The sequence below is a fragment of the Pseudoclavibacter sp. VKM Ac-2867 genome, assembly GCF_015351275.1.
In the GTDB taxonomy this organism is placed as follows: domain Bacteria; phylum Actinomycetota; class Actinomycetes; order Actinomycetales; family Microbacteriaceae; genus Pseudoclavibacter.
Map to the genome: position 1 here is coordinate 134920 of NZ_JADKSL010000007.1, position 15114 is coordinate 150033.

The 15114-nt window shown below is 69.5% G+C and carries 16 protein-coding genes; 8 read left to right on the plus strand and 8 right to left on the minus strand.

Going from position 1 to position 15114, the window contains the following annotated elements; all coding sequences use genetic code 11:
* The first annotated feature begins 57 nt into the window (after nucleotides 1–57).
* Genes kdpF through ITJ67_RS08980 form a run of 6 tightly spaced genes read left to right on the plus strand, consistent with a single transcriptional unit; the run spans nucleotide 58 to nucleotide 7919 of the window.
* Entirely contained in the window at nucleotides 58–147 is a 90-nt protein-coding gene (kdpF, locus tag ITJ67_RS20250; protein WP_104240046.1) for a K(+)-transporting ATPase subunit F, read from the plus strand.
* Nucleotides 148–167: 20 nt separating this feature from the next.
* The gene (kdpA, locus tag ITJ67_RS08960; RefSeq protein ID WP_228502552.1) at nucleotides 168–1829 is read left to right on the plus strand and encodes a potassium-transporting ATPase subunit KdpA; all 1662 of its coding nucleotides are present in this window, start codon (nucleotides 168–170) and stop codon (nucleotides 1827–1829) included.
* A 2-nt stretch (nucleotides 1830–1831) separates the two neighbouring features.
* Complete coding sequence (gene kdpB / locus ITJ67_RS08965) at nucleotides 1832–3958, plus strand: potassium-transporting ATPase subunit KdpB (protein ID WP_194677388.1); 2127 nt, start codon at nucleotides 1832–1834, stop codon at nucleotides 3956–3958.
* A gap of 44 nt (nucleotides 3959–4002) precedes the next feature.
* Entirely contained in the window at nucleotides 4003–4641 is a 639-nt protein-coding gene (kdpC, locus tag ITJ67_RS08970; RefSeq protein WP_194677389.1) for a potassium-transporting ATPase subunit KdpC, read from the plus strand.
* Between the two features lie 3 nt (nucleotides 4642–4644).
* Complete coding sequence (locus tag ITJ67_RS08975; RefSeq protein WP_194677390.1) at nucleotides 4645–7197, plus strand: ATP-binding protein; 2553 nt, start codon at nucleotides 4645–4647, stop codon at nucleotides 7195–7197.
* A complete protein-coding gene (locus ITJ67_RS08980; protein WP_194677391.1) occupies nucleotides 7194–7919 on the plus strand; it encodes a response regulator in 726 nt (241 codons plus the stop codon). The genes ITJ67_RS08975 and ITJ67_RS08980 overlap by 4 nt, the downstream gene beginning before the upstream one ends.
* Before the next feature lie 14 nt (nucleotides 7920–7933).
* Here the strand turns inward: ITJ67_RS08980 and ITJ67_RS08985 are convergent, their stop codons facing one another.
* The 5 genes from ITJ67_RS08985 to ITJ67_RS09005 form a co-directional block, all read right to left on the minus strand.
* Nucleotides 7934–8221 (minus strand): hypothetical protein, encoded by a 288-nt coding sequence (locus tag ITJ67_RS08985; protein WP_160070852.1) that lies wholly within the window; start codon nucleotides 8219–8221, stop codon nucleotides 7934–7936.
* A gap of 131 nt (nucleotides 8222–8352) precedes the next feature.
* A complete protein-coding gene (locus tag ITJ67_RS08990; protein ID WP_181057671.1) occupies nucleotides 8353–8499 on the minus strand; it encodes a hypothetical protein in 147 nt (48 codons plus the stop codon).
* Between the two features lie 103 nt (nucleotides 8500–8602).
* On the minus strand, nucleotides 8603–8941 hold the full coding sequence (locus tag ITJ67_RS08995) for a GntR family transcriptional regulator (protein ID WP_194677392.1): 339 nt from the start codon (nucleotides 8939–8941) through the stop codon (nucleotides 8603–8605).
* Nucleotides 8938–9882 (minus strand): hypothetical protein, encoded by a 945-nt coding sequence (locus ITJ67_RS09000; RefSeq protein WP_194677393.1) that lies wholly within the window; start codon nucleotides 9880–9882, stop codon nucleotides 8938–8940. The genes ITJ67_RS08995 and ITJ67_RS09000 overlap by 4 nt, the downstream gene beginning before the upstream one ends.
* A 112-nt stretch (nucleotides 9883–9994) precedes the next feature.
* Complete coding sequence (locus ITJ67_RS09005; RefSeq protein ID WP_194677394.1) at nucleotides 9995–10609, minus strand: LysE/ArgO family amino acid transporter; 615 nt, start codon at nucleotides 10607–10609, stop codon at nucleotides 9995–9997.
* 69 nt (nucleotides 10610–10678) lie between these two features.
* Here ITJ67_RS09005 and ITJ67_RS09010 point away from each other — a divergent pair, with 69 nt between their 5' ends.
* Nucleotides 10679–11605, plus strand: a complete 927-nt coding sequence (locus ITJ67_RS09010; RefSeq protein ID WP_194677395.1) for a LysR family transcriptional regulator ArgP — start codon at nucleotides 10679–10681, stop codon at nucleotides 11603–11605.
* A gap of 133 nt (nucleotides 11606–11738) precedes the next feature.
* A complete protein-coding gene (locus ITJ67_RS09015; RefSeq protein ID WP_194677396.1) occupies nucleotides 11739–13121 on the plus strand; it encodes an ice-binding family protein in 1383 nt (460 codons plus the stop codon).
* A 513-nt stretch (nucleotides 13122–13634) separates the two neighbouring features.
* Here ITJ67_RS09015 and ITJ67_RS09020 read toward each other — a convergent pair.
* From ITJ67_RS09020 to ITJ67_RS09030, 3 genes are read right to left on the minus strand one after another with little or no spacing between them, the layout of a single operon-like run.
* Nucleotides 13635–13895, minus strand: a complete 261-nt coding sequence (locus ITJ67_RS09020) for a hypothetical protein (RefSeq protein ID WP_194677397.1) — start codon at nucleotides 13893–13895, stop codon at nucleotides 13635–13637.
* Nucleotides 13892–14548 carry a helix-turn-helix domain-containing protein gene (locus ITJ67_RS09025; RefSeq protein WP_323741432.1) on the minus strand — a complete coding sequence of 219 codons (657 nt, stop codon included), beginning with the start codon at nucleotides 14546–14548 and terminating at the stop codon, nucleotides 13892–13894. Before ITJ67_RS09025 ends, ITJ67_RS09020 begins: the two co-directional genes overlap by 4 nt.
* Nucleotides 14549–14594: 46 nt before the next feature.
* Nucleotides 14595–15092 carry an SRPBCC family protein gene (locus ITJ67_RS09030; protein ID WP_160070845.1) on the minus strand — a complete coding sequence of 166 codons (498 nt, stop codon included), beginning with the start codon at nucleotides 15090–15092 and terminating at the stop codon, nucleotides 14595–14597.
* Nucleotides 15093–15114: the final 22 nt, after the last annotated feature.

Below are 15114 nucleotides of genomic sequence, written 5' to 3' on the forward strand. Positions count from 1 at the left end.
GGGCGTGCTCGCCCTCTTCGCCACCATCGGCCTGCTCGGCAAGGCGATGGAGAAACTGTGATCGTCTTCGACATCGTCGCGGTCGCCCTCGGCATCGCCGCCATCGTCTATCTCGTCGTGGCACTCCTGAAACCGGAGCGCTTCTGATGGACGGATCTCCTGTGCTCATGGCATCCCTCGCGTTCCTGACGCTCGCGCTCATCCTCGCGGCACTCCACCGCCCCCTCGGCGACTACCTCGCCTGGGTCTACACCTCAGAGAAGGACTGGCGTCTTGAGCGGGCCGCGTACCGGCTCGTGGGCGTCGACCCCGCCTCCCCGCAGACCTGGCAGTCGTACCTCCGCGGAGTGCTCATCTTCTCCGCGGTCGGCGTGCTCCTCGTCTACCTGCTGCAGCGCACCCAGCAATGGCTGCCCTACTCGCTTGGGCTGCCGGCGCCGTCCGAGCCCCTCTCCTTCAACACGGCAGTCTCGTTCGTCACGAACACGAACTGGCAGTCGTACTCTCCGGAGCTCACGCTCGGCTACACCGTCCAGCTGTCGGCGCTCACCGTGCAGAACTTCGTCTCCGCCGCGGTCGGTCTGGCCGTCGCGATCGCCCTCGTGCGCGGTTTCGCCGCCACGCGCAGCGGCACGCTCGGCAACTTCTGGGTCGACCTCGTGCGGGGCACCGTCCGAGTCCTGCTGCCCATGTCGACCCTCGCCGCGCTCGCGCTGCTCGCGGGCGGCGTCATCCAGAACTTCAACGGGTTCACCGACATCGCGACGCTCGCCGGGGCAACACAGTCCATCCCGGGTGGCCCTGTCGCGTCCCAGGAGGCGATCAAGCTCGTCGGCACCAACGGAGGCGGCTTCTTCAACGCGAACTCGGCGCATCCGTTCGAGAACCCGAGCGCTGCGACGAACCTGCTGCAGATCGTCCTCATGCTCGCGATCCCGTTCTCGCTGCCTCGGACCTTCGGGCGGATGGTCGGCGACCGCCGCCAGGGGCTCGCCGTGCTCGCCGTCATGGCCACGCTCTTCACCGTGTCGTTCGCCGTGCTCACCGCCGTCGAGAGCGCGGGCTTCGGCGCAGCGCCCGAGGCCGCAGGGGGAGCGATGGAGGGCAAGGAGCAGCGCTTCGGCATCATCGGCTCGACGCTCTTCGCCACCACGAGCACTGGCACGTCGACCGGTGCCGTCAACTCCATGCACGACTCCTACACGGCCTTCGGCGGCCTCCTCCCGATGCTGAACATGATGCTCGGCGAGATCGCGCCAGGCGGCGTCGGCTCCGGCCTGTACGCCATGCTCGTGCTGGCGATCATCGCGGTGTTCATCGCCGGCCTCCTCATCGGGCGCACCCCGGAGTACCTCGGCAAGCGGATCGGGCCGCGAGAGATCAAGCTCGCGAGCCTCTACATCCTGGTCACGCCCGTCCTCGTGCTCACGGGAGTCGCCCTGAGCTTCGCCATCCCGGGCATCCGCGAGGACGTGCAGTCGACGTCCATCTGGAACCCGGGCGTGCACGGCCTCTCCGAGGTGCTCTACGCCTTCACCTCGGCCGCCAACAACAACGGATCGGCGTTCGCCGGCCTGACCGCGAACACGCCATGGCTCAACACGGCCCTCGGCACCGTCATGCTGCTCGGCCGCTTCGTCCCCATCGTGTTCGTGCTGGCGCTCGCCGGCTCGCTCGCCGCGCAGGACAAGGTGCCGGCCACCGTCGGCACCCTGCCGACGCACCGCCCGCAGTTCATCGGGCTGCTCACCGGCGTGAGCGTCCTCATCACGGCCCTCACCTACTTCCCAGTGCTCGCGCTGGGCCCCCTCGCAGAAGGACTCTCCTGATCATGCAGAGCATCCCAATCATGGCGTCGCTGCCCGGCGCGTTCCGCAAGCTCGACCCTCGAGCGCAATGGCGCAACCCGGTCATGTTCATCGTGTGGGTCGGAGCGGCGTTCACGACGGCGCTCGCGATCGCTGAGCCTTTCCTAGGCGGTCCGGCTGACTCCGGCGGTACGCAGATCCCCGCCTCGTTCACCATCGCCATCGCCGTCTGGCTGTGGCTGACGGTGCTCTTCGCGAACCTCGCCGAGTCGGTCGCCGAGGGGCGGGGCAAGGCGCAGGCCGAGACCCTCCGGCAGACCAGGACCAGCACCGCGGCTCACCGGGTGGGCGGCTACGACCAGGCCGGCGACCCGGGGGCAGAGCGCGGGAGCACCGTCGAGGTCTCCTCGGCTGACCTCACCCTCGGAGACGTCGTCGTCGTCGCCGCGGGGGAGCTGATCCCGGGCGACGGCGACATCATCTGGGGGATCGCCTCCGTGGATGAGTCGGCCATCACGGGCGAGTCGGCCCCCGTCATTCGCGAGTCCGGTGGCGACCGCAGCGCCGTGACCGGGGGCACTCGCGTGCTCTCCGACCGCATCGTGGTTCGCATCACCTCGAAGCCGGGCGAGACGTTCGTCGACCGGATGATCGCCCTCGTCGAGGGAGCATCCCGGCAGAAGACACCCAACGAGATCGCGCTCTCCATCCTCCTCGCGTCCCTCTCGATCGTGTTCGTGGTCGTCGCGCTGACGCTCAACCCGATCGCCTCGTACACGGCGAAGCCCGTCAGCATCACGGTCCTCATCGCCCTGCTCGTGTGTCTCATTCCGACCACCATCGGAGCGCTGCTGTCGGCGATCGGCATCGCGGGCATGGACCGGCTCGTGCAGCGCAACGTGCTCGCGATGTCCGGGCGGGCCGTCGAGGCCGCCGGCGACGTGACGACGCTGCTGCTCGACAAGACCGGCACCATCACCTACGGCAACCGGCGGGCATCCGAGTTCGTGCGGATGCACGCCGCGGGCGAGCAGGAACTGGTCCGCGCCGCTGCCCTCTCCTCGCTGGCCGACCCGACCCCTGAGGGGGTCTCCATCGTCGAGCTCGCCCGCCAGGAGGGGATCGAACTGGCCGATCAACCGCGTGAGGCGCAGGGCGAGGTCGTCCCGTTCACGGCGCAGACCCGCATGTCGGGACTCGACCTGCCTGACGGCGCGCGCATCCGCAAGGGTGCCGGGTCCGCGGTGACGGCCTGGCTCGCCGACCAGGGCGCGCCGCTCGAGGCCTCGCGGCTCGAGGAGCTCGAGGACGCCACGAACCGCATCTCGCAGAGCGGAGGCACCCCGCTCGTCGTCGCCGTGATGGATGCGCCCGGCCCCGGCGCCGTCGGAGGCACCGGCTCGGTCGCCGGGCGCGTGCTCGGCGTCGTCCACCTCAAGGACATCGTCAAGGAGGGCCTCAGCGAGCGCTTCGCGGAGCTGCGGTCGATGGGCATCCGCACCGTCATGGTGACGGGCGACAACCCGCTCACGGCGGCCGCCATCGCCAAGGAGGCCGGAGTCGACGACTTTCTGGCCGAGGCGACGCCGGAGCAGAAGCTCGCCTACATCCGCCGCGAGCAGGACGGCGGCAACCTCGTCGCGATGACGGGTGACGGCACCAACGATGCGCCGGCGCTCGCGCAGGCCGATGTGGGCGTCGCGATGAACACGGGCACGTCCGCGGCGAAGGAGGCGGGCAACATGGTCGACCTCGACTCCGACCCGACGAAGCTCATCGACGTCGTGCGCATCGGCAAGCAGCTCCTCATCACCCGCGGCGCGCTCACCACGTTCTCCATCTCGAACGACATCGCCAAGTACTTCGCGATCATCCCGGCCATGTTCATGGGCGTGTACCCCGGTCTCGGGGTCCTGAACATCATGGGTCTCCACTCGCCCGCCTCGGCCGTGCTCTCGGCGATCGTCTTCAACGCCATCGTGATCGTGCTGCTCGTGCCGCTCGCGCTTCGGGGCGTGAAATACCGGCCGGCGAACGCCGCGAGCACGCTGGGCCGGAACCTCCTCGTGTACGGGGCTGGCGGCATCGTCGCGCCGTTCGTCGGGATCTGGCTCATCGACCTCGTCGTGCGCCTCATCCCCGGTTTCTGACCTCCCCGCCACCACCGCCCCGACTGATCTGACAGGACTCCACCTTGAACTCCTCAACTCGCGCTACGGCGCGCACCACCTGGGTCGCCGTGCGGGCGATGCTCCTCTTCACGCTCGTGCTCGGCGTCGGCTACACCCTGGTCATCACGGGCATCGGGCAGCTCGCGCTCGGAGCCCAGGCGAACGGCTCCCAGCTGCACGACGACGACGGCACGAGCATCGGGTCCAGCCTCATCGGGCAGTCCTTCACGGATGCCGAGGGCAACCCGCTTCCCGAGTTCTTCCAGTCGCGTCCATCGGCCGCGGGCGACGGCTACGACTCGGGCGCCTCCTCCGGCTCGAACCTGGGGCCCGAGAACCCGGAGCTCGTCGCGGCCATCGACGAGCGGCGCCGCCAAGTCGCAGAGCTCAACGGCGTCTCGCTCGCCGAGGTGCCCGTGGATGCCGTCACGGCGTCCGCATCCGGCCTCGACCCGCAGATCAGCCCCGAGTACGCCGCTCTGCAGGTTGCACGCGTGGCCGAGGCTCGCGGGATCGCGGAGGCGGACGTCCGTACTCTGGTCGCAGCGCACACGACCAGCCCCTTCCTCGGCTTCCTCGGGGAGGCGAGCGTCAACGTGCTCGAACTCAACCAGGCCCTGGTCGAGCTGCAGGCCCCGACCATGGATACGAAGGAGCGCTGAGTCATGGCGAAGCGCGGACGGCTGCGGGTGCTGCTCGGCGCCGCCCCTGGCGTGGGGAAGACGTTCGCAATGCTCAACGAGGGCAGGCGGATGCGCGAAGCGGGACAGGATGTCGTCGTCGCGGTCGTCGAGACCCACGGCCGGGCCGCGACGGCTGCCGCAGCAGACGGGCTCGAGGTGCTGCAGCGTGCTGAGTCCCTCCACCGCGGCGTGACGCTCTCGGAGATGGACGTTGACGCCGTGCTCGAGCGCAGTCCCGAGATCGCCCTCGTCGACGAGCTCGCCCACACGAACGCCCCAGGTTCGCGCAACGCCAAGCGCTGGGAGGACGTCGAGGAGCTCCTCGAAGCCGGAATCGACGTGCTCTCGACGGTGAACATCCAGCACGTCGAGTCGCTGGGCGACGTCGTCGAGCAGATCACGGGCGCACCGCAGCGGGAGACGATCCCCGACCAGGTGCTTCGCCTCGCCGACCAGGTGCAGGTGGTTGACCTCTCGCCGCAAGCGCTGCGCGATCGGCTCGCGGGAGGTCTCGTCTACCCGGCGGAGCGTGTCGACGCCGCGCTCTCCAACTACTTCCGTCTCGGCAACCTCACGGCGCTCCGGGAGCTGGCGCTGCTGTGGCTCGCCGATGAGGTCGACCAGTCCCTGCAGAGCTACCGCGCCGAGCAGGGCATCGACACCACGTGGGAGGCGCGCGAGCGAGTCGTCGTGACGATCACCGGTGGCGCGGAGGGCGAGACCCTGCTGCGCCGCGGCGCCCGCATCGCCGCGAGGTCGGGCAGCGGGGAGCTGCTGGCGCTGCATGTCACGAGCCAGGACGGTCTTCGCGCCGGTGACCCAGCGCACCTCGCACGGCAGCGGGCGCTCGTCGAAGAGCTCGGCGGAACGTACCACCAGGTCGTCGGCGAGGATGTCCCGGCGGCGCTCATCGAGTTCGCGCGCTCGGTCAACGCGACCCAGCTGGTCATCGGCGTGAGTCGCCGCAATCGTCTGGCTGCGCTGCTCACTGGACCGAGCGTCGGGAGCGCGGTGACCCGCGAGGCGGGCAGCATCGACGTGCACATCGTGAACCACGCGCGCGCCGGTGGCGGCCTCAGGCTGCCGCGACTCGGCGGTGCGCTCACGATGTGTCGCCGCATCGCGGGGCTGGCGCTCGCCCTGGTCGCTGGACCACTGCTCACCTGGCTTCTGGCGTCGCTCGGCAGCGTCGACTCGTTCACGACGCACGCGCTCAGCTATCAGCTCCTCGTCGTCACGGTCGCCCTCATCGGTGGGCTGTGGCCCGCGCTCTTCGCCGCCGTGCTCTCGGGGGTCACGCTCGACTTCTTCTTCGTCGCCCCGTTCGGCACAGTCCTCATCACGGAGCCGAGCCACCTCGTCGCGATCGTCCTCTACGTGGTCATCGCGACGCTCGTGAGCCTCGTCGTCGACAGGGCGGCCAGGAGGGCGCGGGAGGCGAGGAGGGCCGCCGCGGAGTCGCAGCTGCTGCAGACGGTCGCCGGCAGCGTGCTGCGCGGGCAGAGTGCCCTGCAGGCGCTGGTCGAGCGGACACGGGAGGCGTTCGGGCTCGCAGGCGTGCGACTCGTGGATGCTCGAGGCGAGGCCAGCGAGAGTGACCCGCTTGTGCTCGCGAGCTGCGGAGAGCCGGTGCGCGGGAACCGCCACGCGGTCATCCCAGTGAGTGCCGGGACGTCGGACGGGGCTGGCGCGCGACTCGAGCTGCACGGGCGCGAGCTCGATGCCTCTGAGCGTCGCCTCCTGATGGTCATCGTCGCCCAGCTCGGTGCGGCTCTGGAGCACAGCGACCTGCGGGACGCGGCAGACGAGGTGGCCCCGCTCGCCGCCTCCGACAAGGTCAGACGGGCGCTCCTGTCCGCCCTCAGCCACGACCTGAGGCGGCCCCTCGCCTCGGCGACGGCGGCCGTCAGCGGCCTGCGTTCGGCGGGCGAGGAACTCGCGGCAGCCGACCGTGATGAGCTCCTCGAGACCGCGGACGAGAGCCTCGGCACGCTCGCCGCTCTCGTCACCGACCTCCTCGACGTCAGTCGATTGCAGTCCGGGGCACTCGCGGTGTCGGTCATGCCGACCGACCCCGCCGACGTGATCGTGCCCGCGCTCGACGAGCTGCAGCTCGGCCCGGACGACGTGGAGCTGGCGCTCGACTCGAGCGCCGCATCCGTCGCCGCCGACCCGGCCCTCCTGCAGCGGGTGCTCGTGAACCTCCTCGCCAACGCGGTCCGCCACTCGCCACCGAACCGCCGCGTGCGGCTCGCGACGAGCGAGTTCGGCGGGAGCGTGCAGATCAGGGTCATCGACCGGGGGCCCGGAATCCCCGCCGAACGCCGCGACGACGTGTTCGTGCCCTTCCAGCGCCTCGGCGACACCGACAACTCGACGGGCCTCGGGCTTGGCCTCGCCATCTCGAAGGGGTTCGTGGAGGGGATGCACGGCACACTGGTGCCGGAGGACACCCCAGGAGGAGGGCTCACGATGGTCGTGACGCTGCCTGTCACCGGGAACCCGCCCGAGCAGATCCAGGGAGACCGCGCATGAAGATCCTGATCGCCGACGACGACCCGCAGCTGCTGCGCGCACTGCGCATCACCCTCACCGCCAAGGGGTACGAGGTGCTCGTCGCCCGCAACGGAACGGAGGCCGTCTCGATCGCGGCCGAGCGCCGCCCGGACCTGTACCTCCTCGACCTCGGGATGCCCGAGGTCGACGGGCTCGAAGTGATCCAAGCCATCCGCGGCTGGTCGGACGCGCCGATTCTCGTCGTCTCCGGGCGCAGCGGGGCTGGCGACAAGGTGGATGCGCTCGATGCCGGCGCCGACGACTACGTCACGAAGCCGTTCTCCGTCGACGAGCTGCTCGCGCGCATCCGTGCCCTGTCCCGTCGGGTGCCGCAGGGCGACGCCGAGCCCGTCGTCGCGTTCGGCGACGTGTCCGTCGACCTCGCCGCGAAGAGCGTCGTGCGCACGGGAGGGGGCGAGGCGGTGCACGTGCGCCTCACCCCGACGGAGTGGCAGGTACTCGAACTGCTGGTGCGCAACGCGGGGAGGCTCGTGACGAGGCAGATGCTGCTCACGAGCATCTGGGGCTCCGAGCATGTCACCGACACCGGATACCTCCGGCTGTACATGTCGCAGCTGCGCAAGAAGCTCGAGCCGGTGCCGTCCGAGCCTCGCCACCTCCTGACGGAGGCCGGCATGGGGTACCGGCTGGTGCTGCGGCCGGACGGCCCCGCCTCGGCCTCGCTGGCCGAGAAGGGCTAGCGGCCCGAGGAGGTCTAGCTGTCCGAGGGAGCCGCTCGGCTCGCCTCTTCAGCGCTGGGGAACTCGATGCCCTCCGCGTCGATATCGCCGACATCGTCTGGCCCGCCCGTGCCCGGCCGCACATTCACCTTGTCGGTGTCGATGTCGCCGTCGAGGCGCCCATCGACCTCGTCGACCCGTGCGGTGCCGGTCTCCTGCTTCGCCTGCGTCTCGGTCTCGCTTCCGGGGGAGTAAGCGGTGTCCTTCTCGAGCTGCTCGTCCGTGGAGAGGCTGTCTTCGTGATCGTGCATCTGCTGGCTCATCCTGCGAGCCTGTGGGCTCGTCCTGGGAAGCCGCGGGGGTCCGGATGCGTGGAGCCCGTGAGTCTCGACGCAGATGGCCCGCGTCGCCGGAGCGTCGCGGGCCACAGCATCAACCGGCTGGGTGGCCGGTGTCAGTCCTCTTCGGGCTCGAAGGTGGAGGCGTCCGGGTCGTACCCGACGGCGACTCCATCGTCGGAGTCGGGAATCGTCCCGTCTTCGCCGAGGCCGTTCGGCTTCTCTTCGCCGTCGGCGTCGTGGGAAATCTTCTGGTCGCTCATCGTTGGCCTTCCGGTCGGGATCTTCCTTGACTGGGCCGACGATAGCGCTCGCGGCTGGGGAGTTTGCGGGACGTGACGCGGGTGTGGCATCGGGGAGCGGTAGCTACTGCTCGGAGTCCCAGATCGCCGTCAGCGCGTTCATGATCTCCGTCTGCGACGTGCCTGAGCGCAATGCTTCCTGGACGGCGGCCCGCAGCTTCGCGGTGACGGCACCTGGCAGTGTCGAGGGCTGGTCCGCGACCCGGGTGCCCGCGGCTCCGCGTGTGACGATCGTGCCCTCCGCCTCGAGCAGCCGGTAGGCCCGCGCCGCGGTGCCGAGCGCAACACCGAAGTCCCTGGCAGTCTGGCGAACGGTCGGCAGTCGTTCACCCGCGCCGATCCGGCCCGCCAGGATCAGCCCCCGGAAGTGGGCCGCGACCTGCTCCGACGTGCCCTCGCTCATCGTCGCCCCCGACCGGTCCGGTGCGTGAAGCCGACGAGCAGGAGCACCGCGAGGCCGACGCCGCGGAGCAGGCGGCCGCCCCACGTGAGCACCGGCTCGAAGGCGGCCATGCTCGTGCCCCAGGAGTAGTCGGGCGCGCTCAGCTGCGCACCGGCCGCGCCTCCCATCCGGAGTGCGCAGCTGCCGAGCACGAAGACGAGGATCCCGATCGAGAACCAGAGGATGCGCGTTGCGAGCGCCCGACGCGCTCGGCTCTCCCACTCGACGCTCTGCGGCTCGAGAAAGGTGCGGGTCGCATTGGCGTGCAGTGCGAACACGGTTGCCGCGAAGAGGGCGACGGCCGCGATCGCTGCCGGAACGCCATACGCCCACCCGTAGAAGCGCCCCGATGCAGCGGAGAACTGCCCACCCGTCTCGATGACGAACAGCGTGTGGCGGCCGTCCTCATCCGCGCTCGAGATCGAGCCCGCGAACACGGTCAGGAGGAGAAGCGCAGCGAGAGCCGCGGCGAGGGTCGCGAGCCCGCGACCCGGGACGTAGGTCCGCAACCCGCGCGGCCCGGAAGGCGGAACCGCAGCGCGAGGTGTGCTGCGGAACACCGTGAGGATCAGGGCGACCACGATGAGGGCGAGGCTGCCGACGATGAGCTCTCGAGAGAAGTCGTGCCAGCGGAAGTCGAACGGGTCCGAGTTGAGCGTGAGCCAGTCGGGCAGCATGCCCTCGATGAAGGGCACAAACGCGACGAGGGCGGCCAGCAGGGCGGCCATGCCGAGGGTCAGGCTGGCCAGCGCATCCGGGCGTGAGCGCGGCAGACCCGGGGTTGCTGTGGGGATGTGCACTCGAGAGCGCACCCAGGGGGTGAAGCTCAGCCAGAGGGCAAGCACTGCCGCCGGCACGAATGTGACCAGGTCGAGCATCAGGATCAAGAACAGCGGGCTCATCTGCGCCTCCTTCGGGAGTCGTCAATATCTTGTTTCTCTTCGAGGGTACAAGATCTTGTACCTGCTCGACAGTACAAAAGCTGCAGCTGGAGGTGTCGGCGGTTTGCTTGGGTCAGAGTCCAAGCAGCAAGGAGGCGGCGATGCCAGCCATCACCACGGCGATGATGGCGTCGAGGATGCGCCACGCGGCGGGGCGCGCGAAGACCGGCTGCAGGAGCCTGGCTCCGTAGCCCAGTGCTGTGAACCAGACGATGCTGCCGAGTGCCGCCCCCGCGCCGAAGAGCCAGCGTGCATCGCCGTGGGTGTTCGCGACCGACCCGAGCAGGACCACCGTGTCGAGGTAGACGTGCGGGTTCAACCAGGTGAGTGCGAGTGCCGTGAGCAGCGTCGGGAGCAGGCCGGCCGAGACGCGTGGTTCGTCCGCATCCAGTGCCTTCGGCCTGACGGCGCGGCGGGCCGCGAGCACCGCGTAGCCGAGGAGGAACGCGGCACCCCCGATGCGGACCACGGTCGTCAGCCAGGGGAGCGCGGTGAAGACGATGCCGGCGCCCCCGATGCCGAGCAGGATGAGGAGCGCGTCGGAGAGGGCGCACACGGCGACCACGGCGAGGACATGCGTGCGGAGCAGTCCCTGGCGCAGCACGAACGCGTTCTGTGCGCCGATCGCGACGATGAGCGACAGGCCGAAGCCGAAGCCAGCGAGCAGGGGGAGCAGGTCCGGGGTCATGGTGCGACCGTATTCGTGCCCACGGCGATGGTCCAGCTCATGTTTCTTGTGAATCATTAGCATTGCTTCATGCCTGATTCCCCGCACGCGTTCGACCCTCAGCGGCTCGCCGCGCTTCGATCCGCCGTCGAGACGGGCACGTTCGAGGCGGCCGCCCGGGAGCTGCGGGTCACGCCCTCGGCGATCAGCCAGCGCATCAAGTCTCTGGAGAGCGAGACCGGGCGCGTGCTGCTCCAACGCAGCAAGCCGGTCGTGCCGACCGAATCGGGCGAGGTGCTCCTCCGCCTCGCACGGCAGGTGGATGCGCTCGGCAGGGAGGCCTCGAGTGTCCTCGGGCGAGTGGGTGGAGCATCCGGGGCCACTCCTGGAGCCGCGGAGGAGCCGCCCTCGCTCGAGCGGTTGCCGATCGCCGTCAACGCCGACTCGCTGGCGACCTGGCTGCTCCCCGCCCTCGCACCGTTGGCCGGGGAGATCGCCTTCGATCTGCACCGAGCCGACGAGGCGCACACCACGGACCTCCTCAGGCGGGGCGCCGTCACCGCCGCGATCACCGCTGACCCGGTCCCCGTGCAAGGCTGCACCTCCGCGCTCCTCGGAGCGATGCGCTACACGCCGATGGCATCGCCGGACTTCGTGGAACGCTGGTTCACGGGGAGCGCTCGGAACTCGGGAGGGGTGCTCGCGCACGCGCCGGTTGTGGTCTTCGACCGAGTCGACAGGCTCCAGGAGCGCTATCTGCGCGGGATCGGCGTCGACCCGGCAGGCCCGCCCTGCCATTTCGTGCCGTCCTCGGCAGACTTCGTGCGGGCCATTCGCCTCGGCTTCGGGTGGGGCCTGGTGCCGGATCTCCAGAGAGGCGACGATGCCTCGCTCGTCGAGATCGACCCTGGCGCGTCGATCTCGGTGCCCCTGTTCTGGCAGCAATGGCAGCTGCACACGGAGGCGCTCGGCAGGACCGCGTCGGCAGTCTTCGCCGCTGCCGCGCGCAGCCTCTGACCGGGAACGGCTACCAACAGTGCGCTTTTGCCGAGCAGAGTGCAACCCCCAATAAGTTTCCCGGCGTTCATCTAGTCTCAGCCGGGCTCGCATACTCGCGCGCGCCCGCATCCGCGGCACCAGGAAGGTCCCCATGGGAAGCACATCCGTTCGCACCACTCCTCCCCTCAGATTTCGACGCAAGCAGCTCCTCCTCCTTGCGGGTTCGACGGTCGCCGTCGCGGGTCTCTTCCCGGTCCTTCTCGGATCCCAGTCGGCCCAGGCCATCGGCACGGCGCCCGACCTCGGCACCGCCGAGAGCTACTCGGTGCTCGGCGGGCAGTCCGTGTCGAACACGGGCCCAAGCGAGCTCGATGGTGACCTCGGAGTGAATCCCGGGACAGCGATCAGCGGGTTCCCGCCCGGCATCGTGCTCGGCGACGTGCACGCCACGGACGCGCACTCGCTGCAGGCCCAGGCCGATGTGACCACCGCGTACAACGCGCTCGAAGGTCAGGCCGCCGACGCGCCCATCAGCGCCGACCTCGGCGGACAGACGCTCACGGCCGGCGTGTACGAGGCTTCGAGCACAGCGGGCATCACCGGGACGCTCTCCCTCGACGCGGAAGGCGATCCCGACGCGGTCTTCATCTTCCAGATCGGCTCCGCGCTGACCACCGCACCCGACAGCACCGTCGCGCTCCTCAACGGCGCACAGGCGTGCAATGTGTTCTGGCAGATCGGCAGCTCCGCCACGCTGGACACCGACACGACCTTCGTCGGCTCGATCCTAGCCCTCACCTCGATCACCGTGAACGAGGGATCGACCGTCGACGGACGTGCGCTCGCCAGGAACGGCTCGGTCACCCTCGACACGAACACCTTCACGACCAGTGAGTGCGTCACTGTCACGCCGACGGAGACGACGACGCCGACGGAGACGACGACGCCGACGGAGACGACGACGCCGACGGAGACGACGACGCCGACGGAGACGACGACGCCGACCGAGACGACTGGGCCGACCGAGACGACTGGGCCGACGGAGACGACTGGGCCGACGGAGACGACTGGGCCGACGGAGACGACTGGGCCGACGGAGACGACGACGCCGACGGAGACGACGACGCCGACGGAGACGACGACGCCGACGGAGACGACCACGCCGACCGTGACGGTCACGCCGACGGAGACGACGACGCCGACCGAGACGACGACGCCCACCGTGACGGTCACGCCGACGGAGACGACGACGCCGACCACGACCGTGACGCCGACTGAGACGACGACGGCAACGCCGACCGTGACGGTCACGCCGACAGCGTCAGTCACCCCGACGACAACAGCGTCGGTCACACCGACGACGACGGCCCCCGCAGTCGTTCCCGTGAAGCCCGGAGCTACCGGCTCGCCTGACCTGGCGACCACCGGTGCCCAGGATGCGGGTCCCTGGCTCATCGGAGGGCTCGCCGTGCTCATCGCCGGCGGCGCGCTGCTGATCGCCAGCCTGCGTCGACGCAACTCGCACGAGGTCTGAGCCCGCGCGGCTGCGACTGAACTGAACTGAGCAGGCCTCGGCAGGTGCCAAATGCACCAGCCGGGGCCTTCTCGGCGTCCGCCTCCCGTCACCGTGCGTTCATCGCACGGCCCTAGGGGGTCGCAGCAAGGTGCCGCCTAGGCAAGGCACAGGTTCTCACATCCCAAACCCCGCCGGCATCCCGCTCTCACTTCAAAATGAACTGATCCAGGACGATCTTGATGGTCTCCGCGTCCACGCCGACGCTGAGATGGAGATGTGGGCGGGCGAGGATCGTTGCGAACGCGGCCCGGACCCTGGTCGCCTCGGTCCTGGTGACCTTTTCCCCGACTCGATCACCTCGGAGCGATCCAAAGCGCCCTGGCCGCCAGGTGCGGCGATGGTGCGGCCGCCCGTGACGCCGGTTCGATTGTCGGCGTGCTCCCCCAAGAATCGCGGAATGAGGACATCGATCTGCGCTTCACCTTTCACCCAGCGATGCTGCACACCTTTCATGCCTTCGAGGATCGACGGTCACTCGCCTGCGGACTTGTAGCCAAGGTCGGTGAGAGTCTCGGTGAAGTCGAAGAGCATGGTCGGATGGGCCCGGATATCGAGGACGGCGTCCGCGTCTTGCGTGGGCCGCGGCGGGTTGGCCTCGCGCTCCCAGCAGAGCGAGTGGACCATCTGCCCGCCGACGAGCGCCCAGCCATCTGGGTGCGCCTTGTAGACCTCGAAGAGCGCGTGCCATGCCTCGGCCTGGGCGGGAGTCATGGCTGGGGCGGTGATGGTCAAGCGTCGACCTTTCGGAGGAGTTCGGTTACGCGGGATCGCTCGCGGACGCCGTCATGGTGTGCGAGGTCTACGAGGAGCAGCCCGAGAGGCAGGGGTGACGGTGGTTTCTCGTCGGCGAGGTGCAAGAGGACATTGGGTCTTTCGGATGGCCGGAGCAGGTACTCGCGGCGGATCGCGGCGGCATCATCTTTGGCGACCCGGGCTTCGAGCTGGCCCGCGGCGGCGATCTCGGCGCGCGGATCGCTGAATCCGGACTTGACGATCCGCTCGTCGGCGGCGAGATCGGCGAGGTCGCTGGCAGCCACCTGGAGCTTCAGGGGAGCCTCTTCGCGGATCCAAGCGCCGAGGACGCGGTCCGGATCGGGGCTGTGCATGAGTTCGTTGCGGTAGCGGCGGAGTCGTGCGCGTTCGGATGCCGAGAGCCCTTCAGGGGCATCTCCGGAGAGAATCGCGAGGAGGTTCGCGCGCATCCGGTTTCCCAGCGGGCGAGAGGCTGCGGGGCGGTGGATGAAGGACTGGTCGATGAGCCACTGCTTGCCCACCTGGCGGGCTGGGATGGTGCCTTGCTCGATGAGCGCGCGCACGCGACGAGGAGACACCCCCTCACGCTTGGCAAACTCGGCAACGCTCTCTTCTGGCATGTACACAGGCATACCGGCAGCGGTAGGGATGTGTATATGGGTGCGGCTGCTGGGCGTCCTAAGCCGCCGCGGCGACCGCCGCGAGCACGACGGGGTCTTCGCATCCGCGTGCGAATCCGCGGATGCGGCGGTCGATGTCACGCTGCAGCACGAACTTCCCGATGCGCTCCGCGACCGGGGCGAGCCACTTCGGCTTGCATGCGAAGTTGTAGCGCCATACCGCGAGGGTCCGTGACTCACCGTCGCCCTCGGCATCCGGGGCGGGGGTGAACCGCCAGCCCCCGCCGAGGCGCTCGAAGAACCAGGAGCCCTTCGTCATCTTCATTCCCACATTCGTCGGTGGGGCGTAGGAGACGTACTCGCTGATCATCCGGAAGCCGAGCCGCTGCACGGTGGCGGTGCGCACCCCCTTCGCTGGGAGCGTCGCTCCGTCGAGGAAGTGCTGGCGCCGGATGAACGGGTCCCAGCGCATCCGCACCTCGCCGGTGGTCTGGGATACGGCGAACGCCGTCGCCGGGTCGACGTGGACGATGCAGCGGGACTCGACGACGGGCATGCCCCATCGTGACACGCGCGTT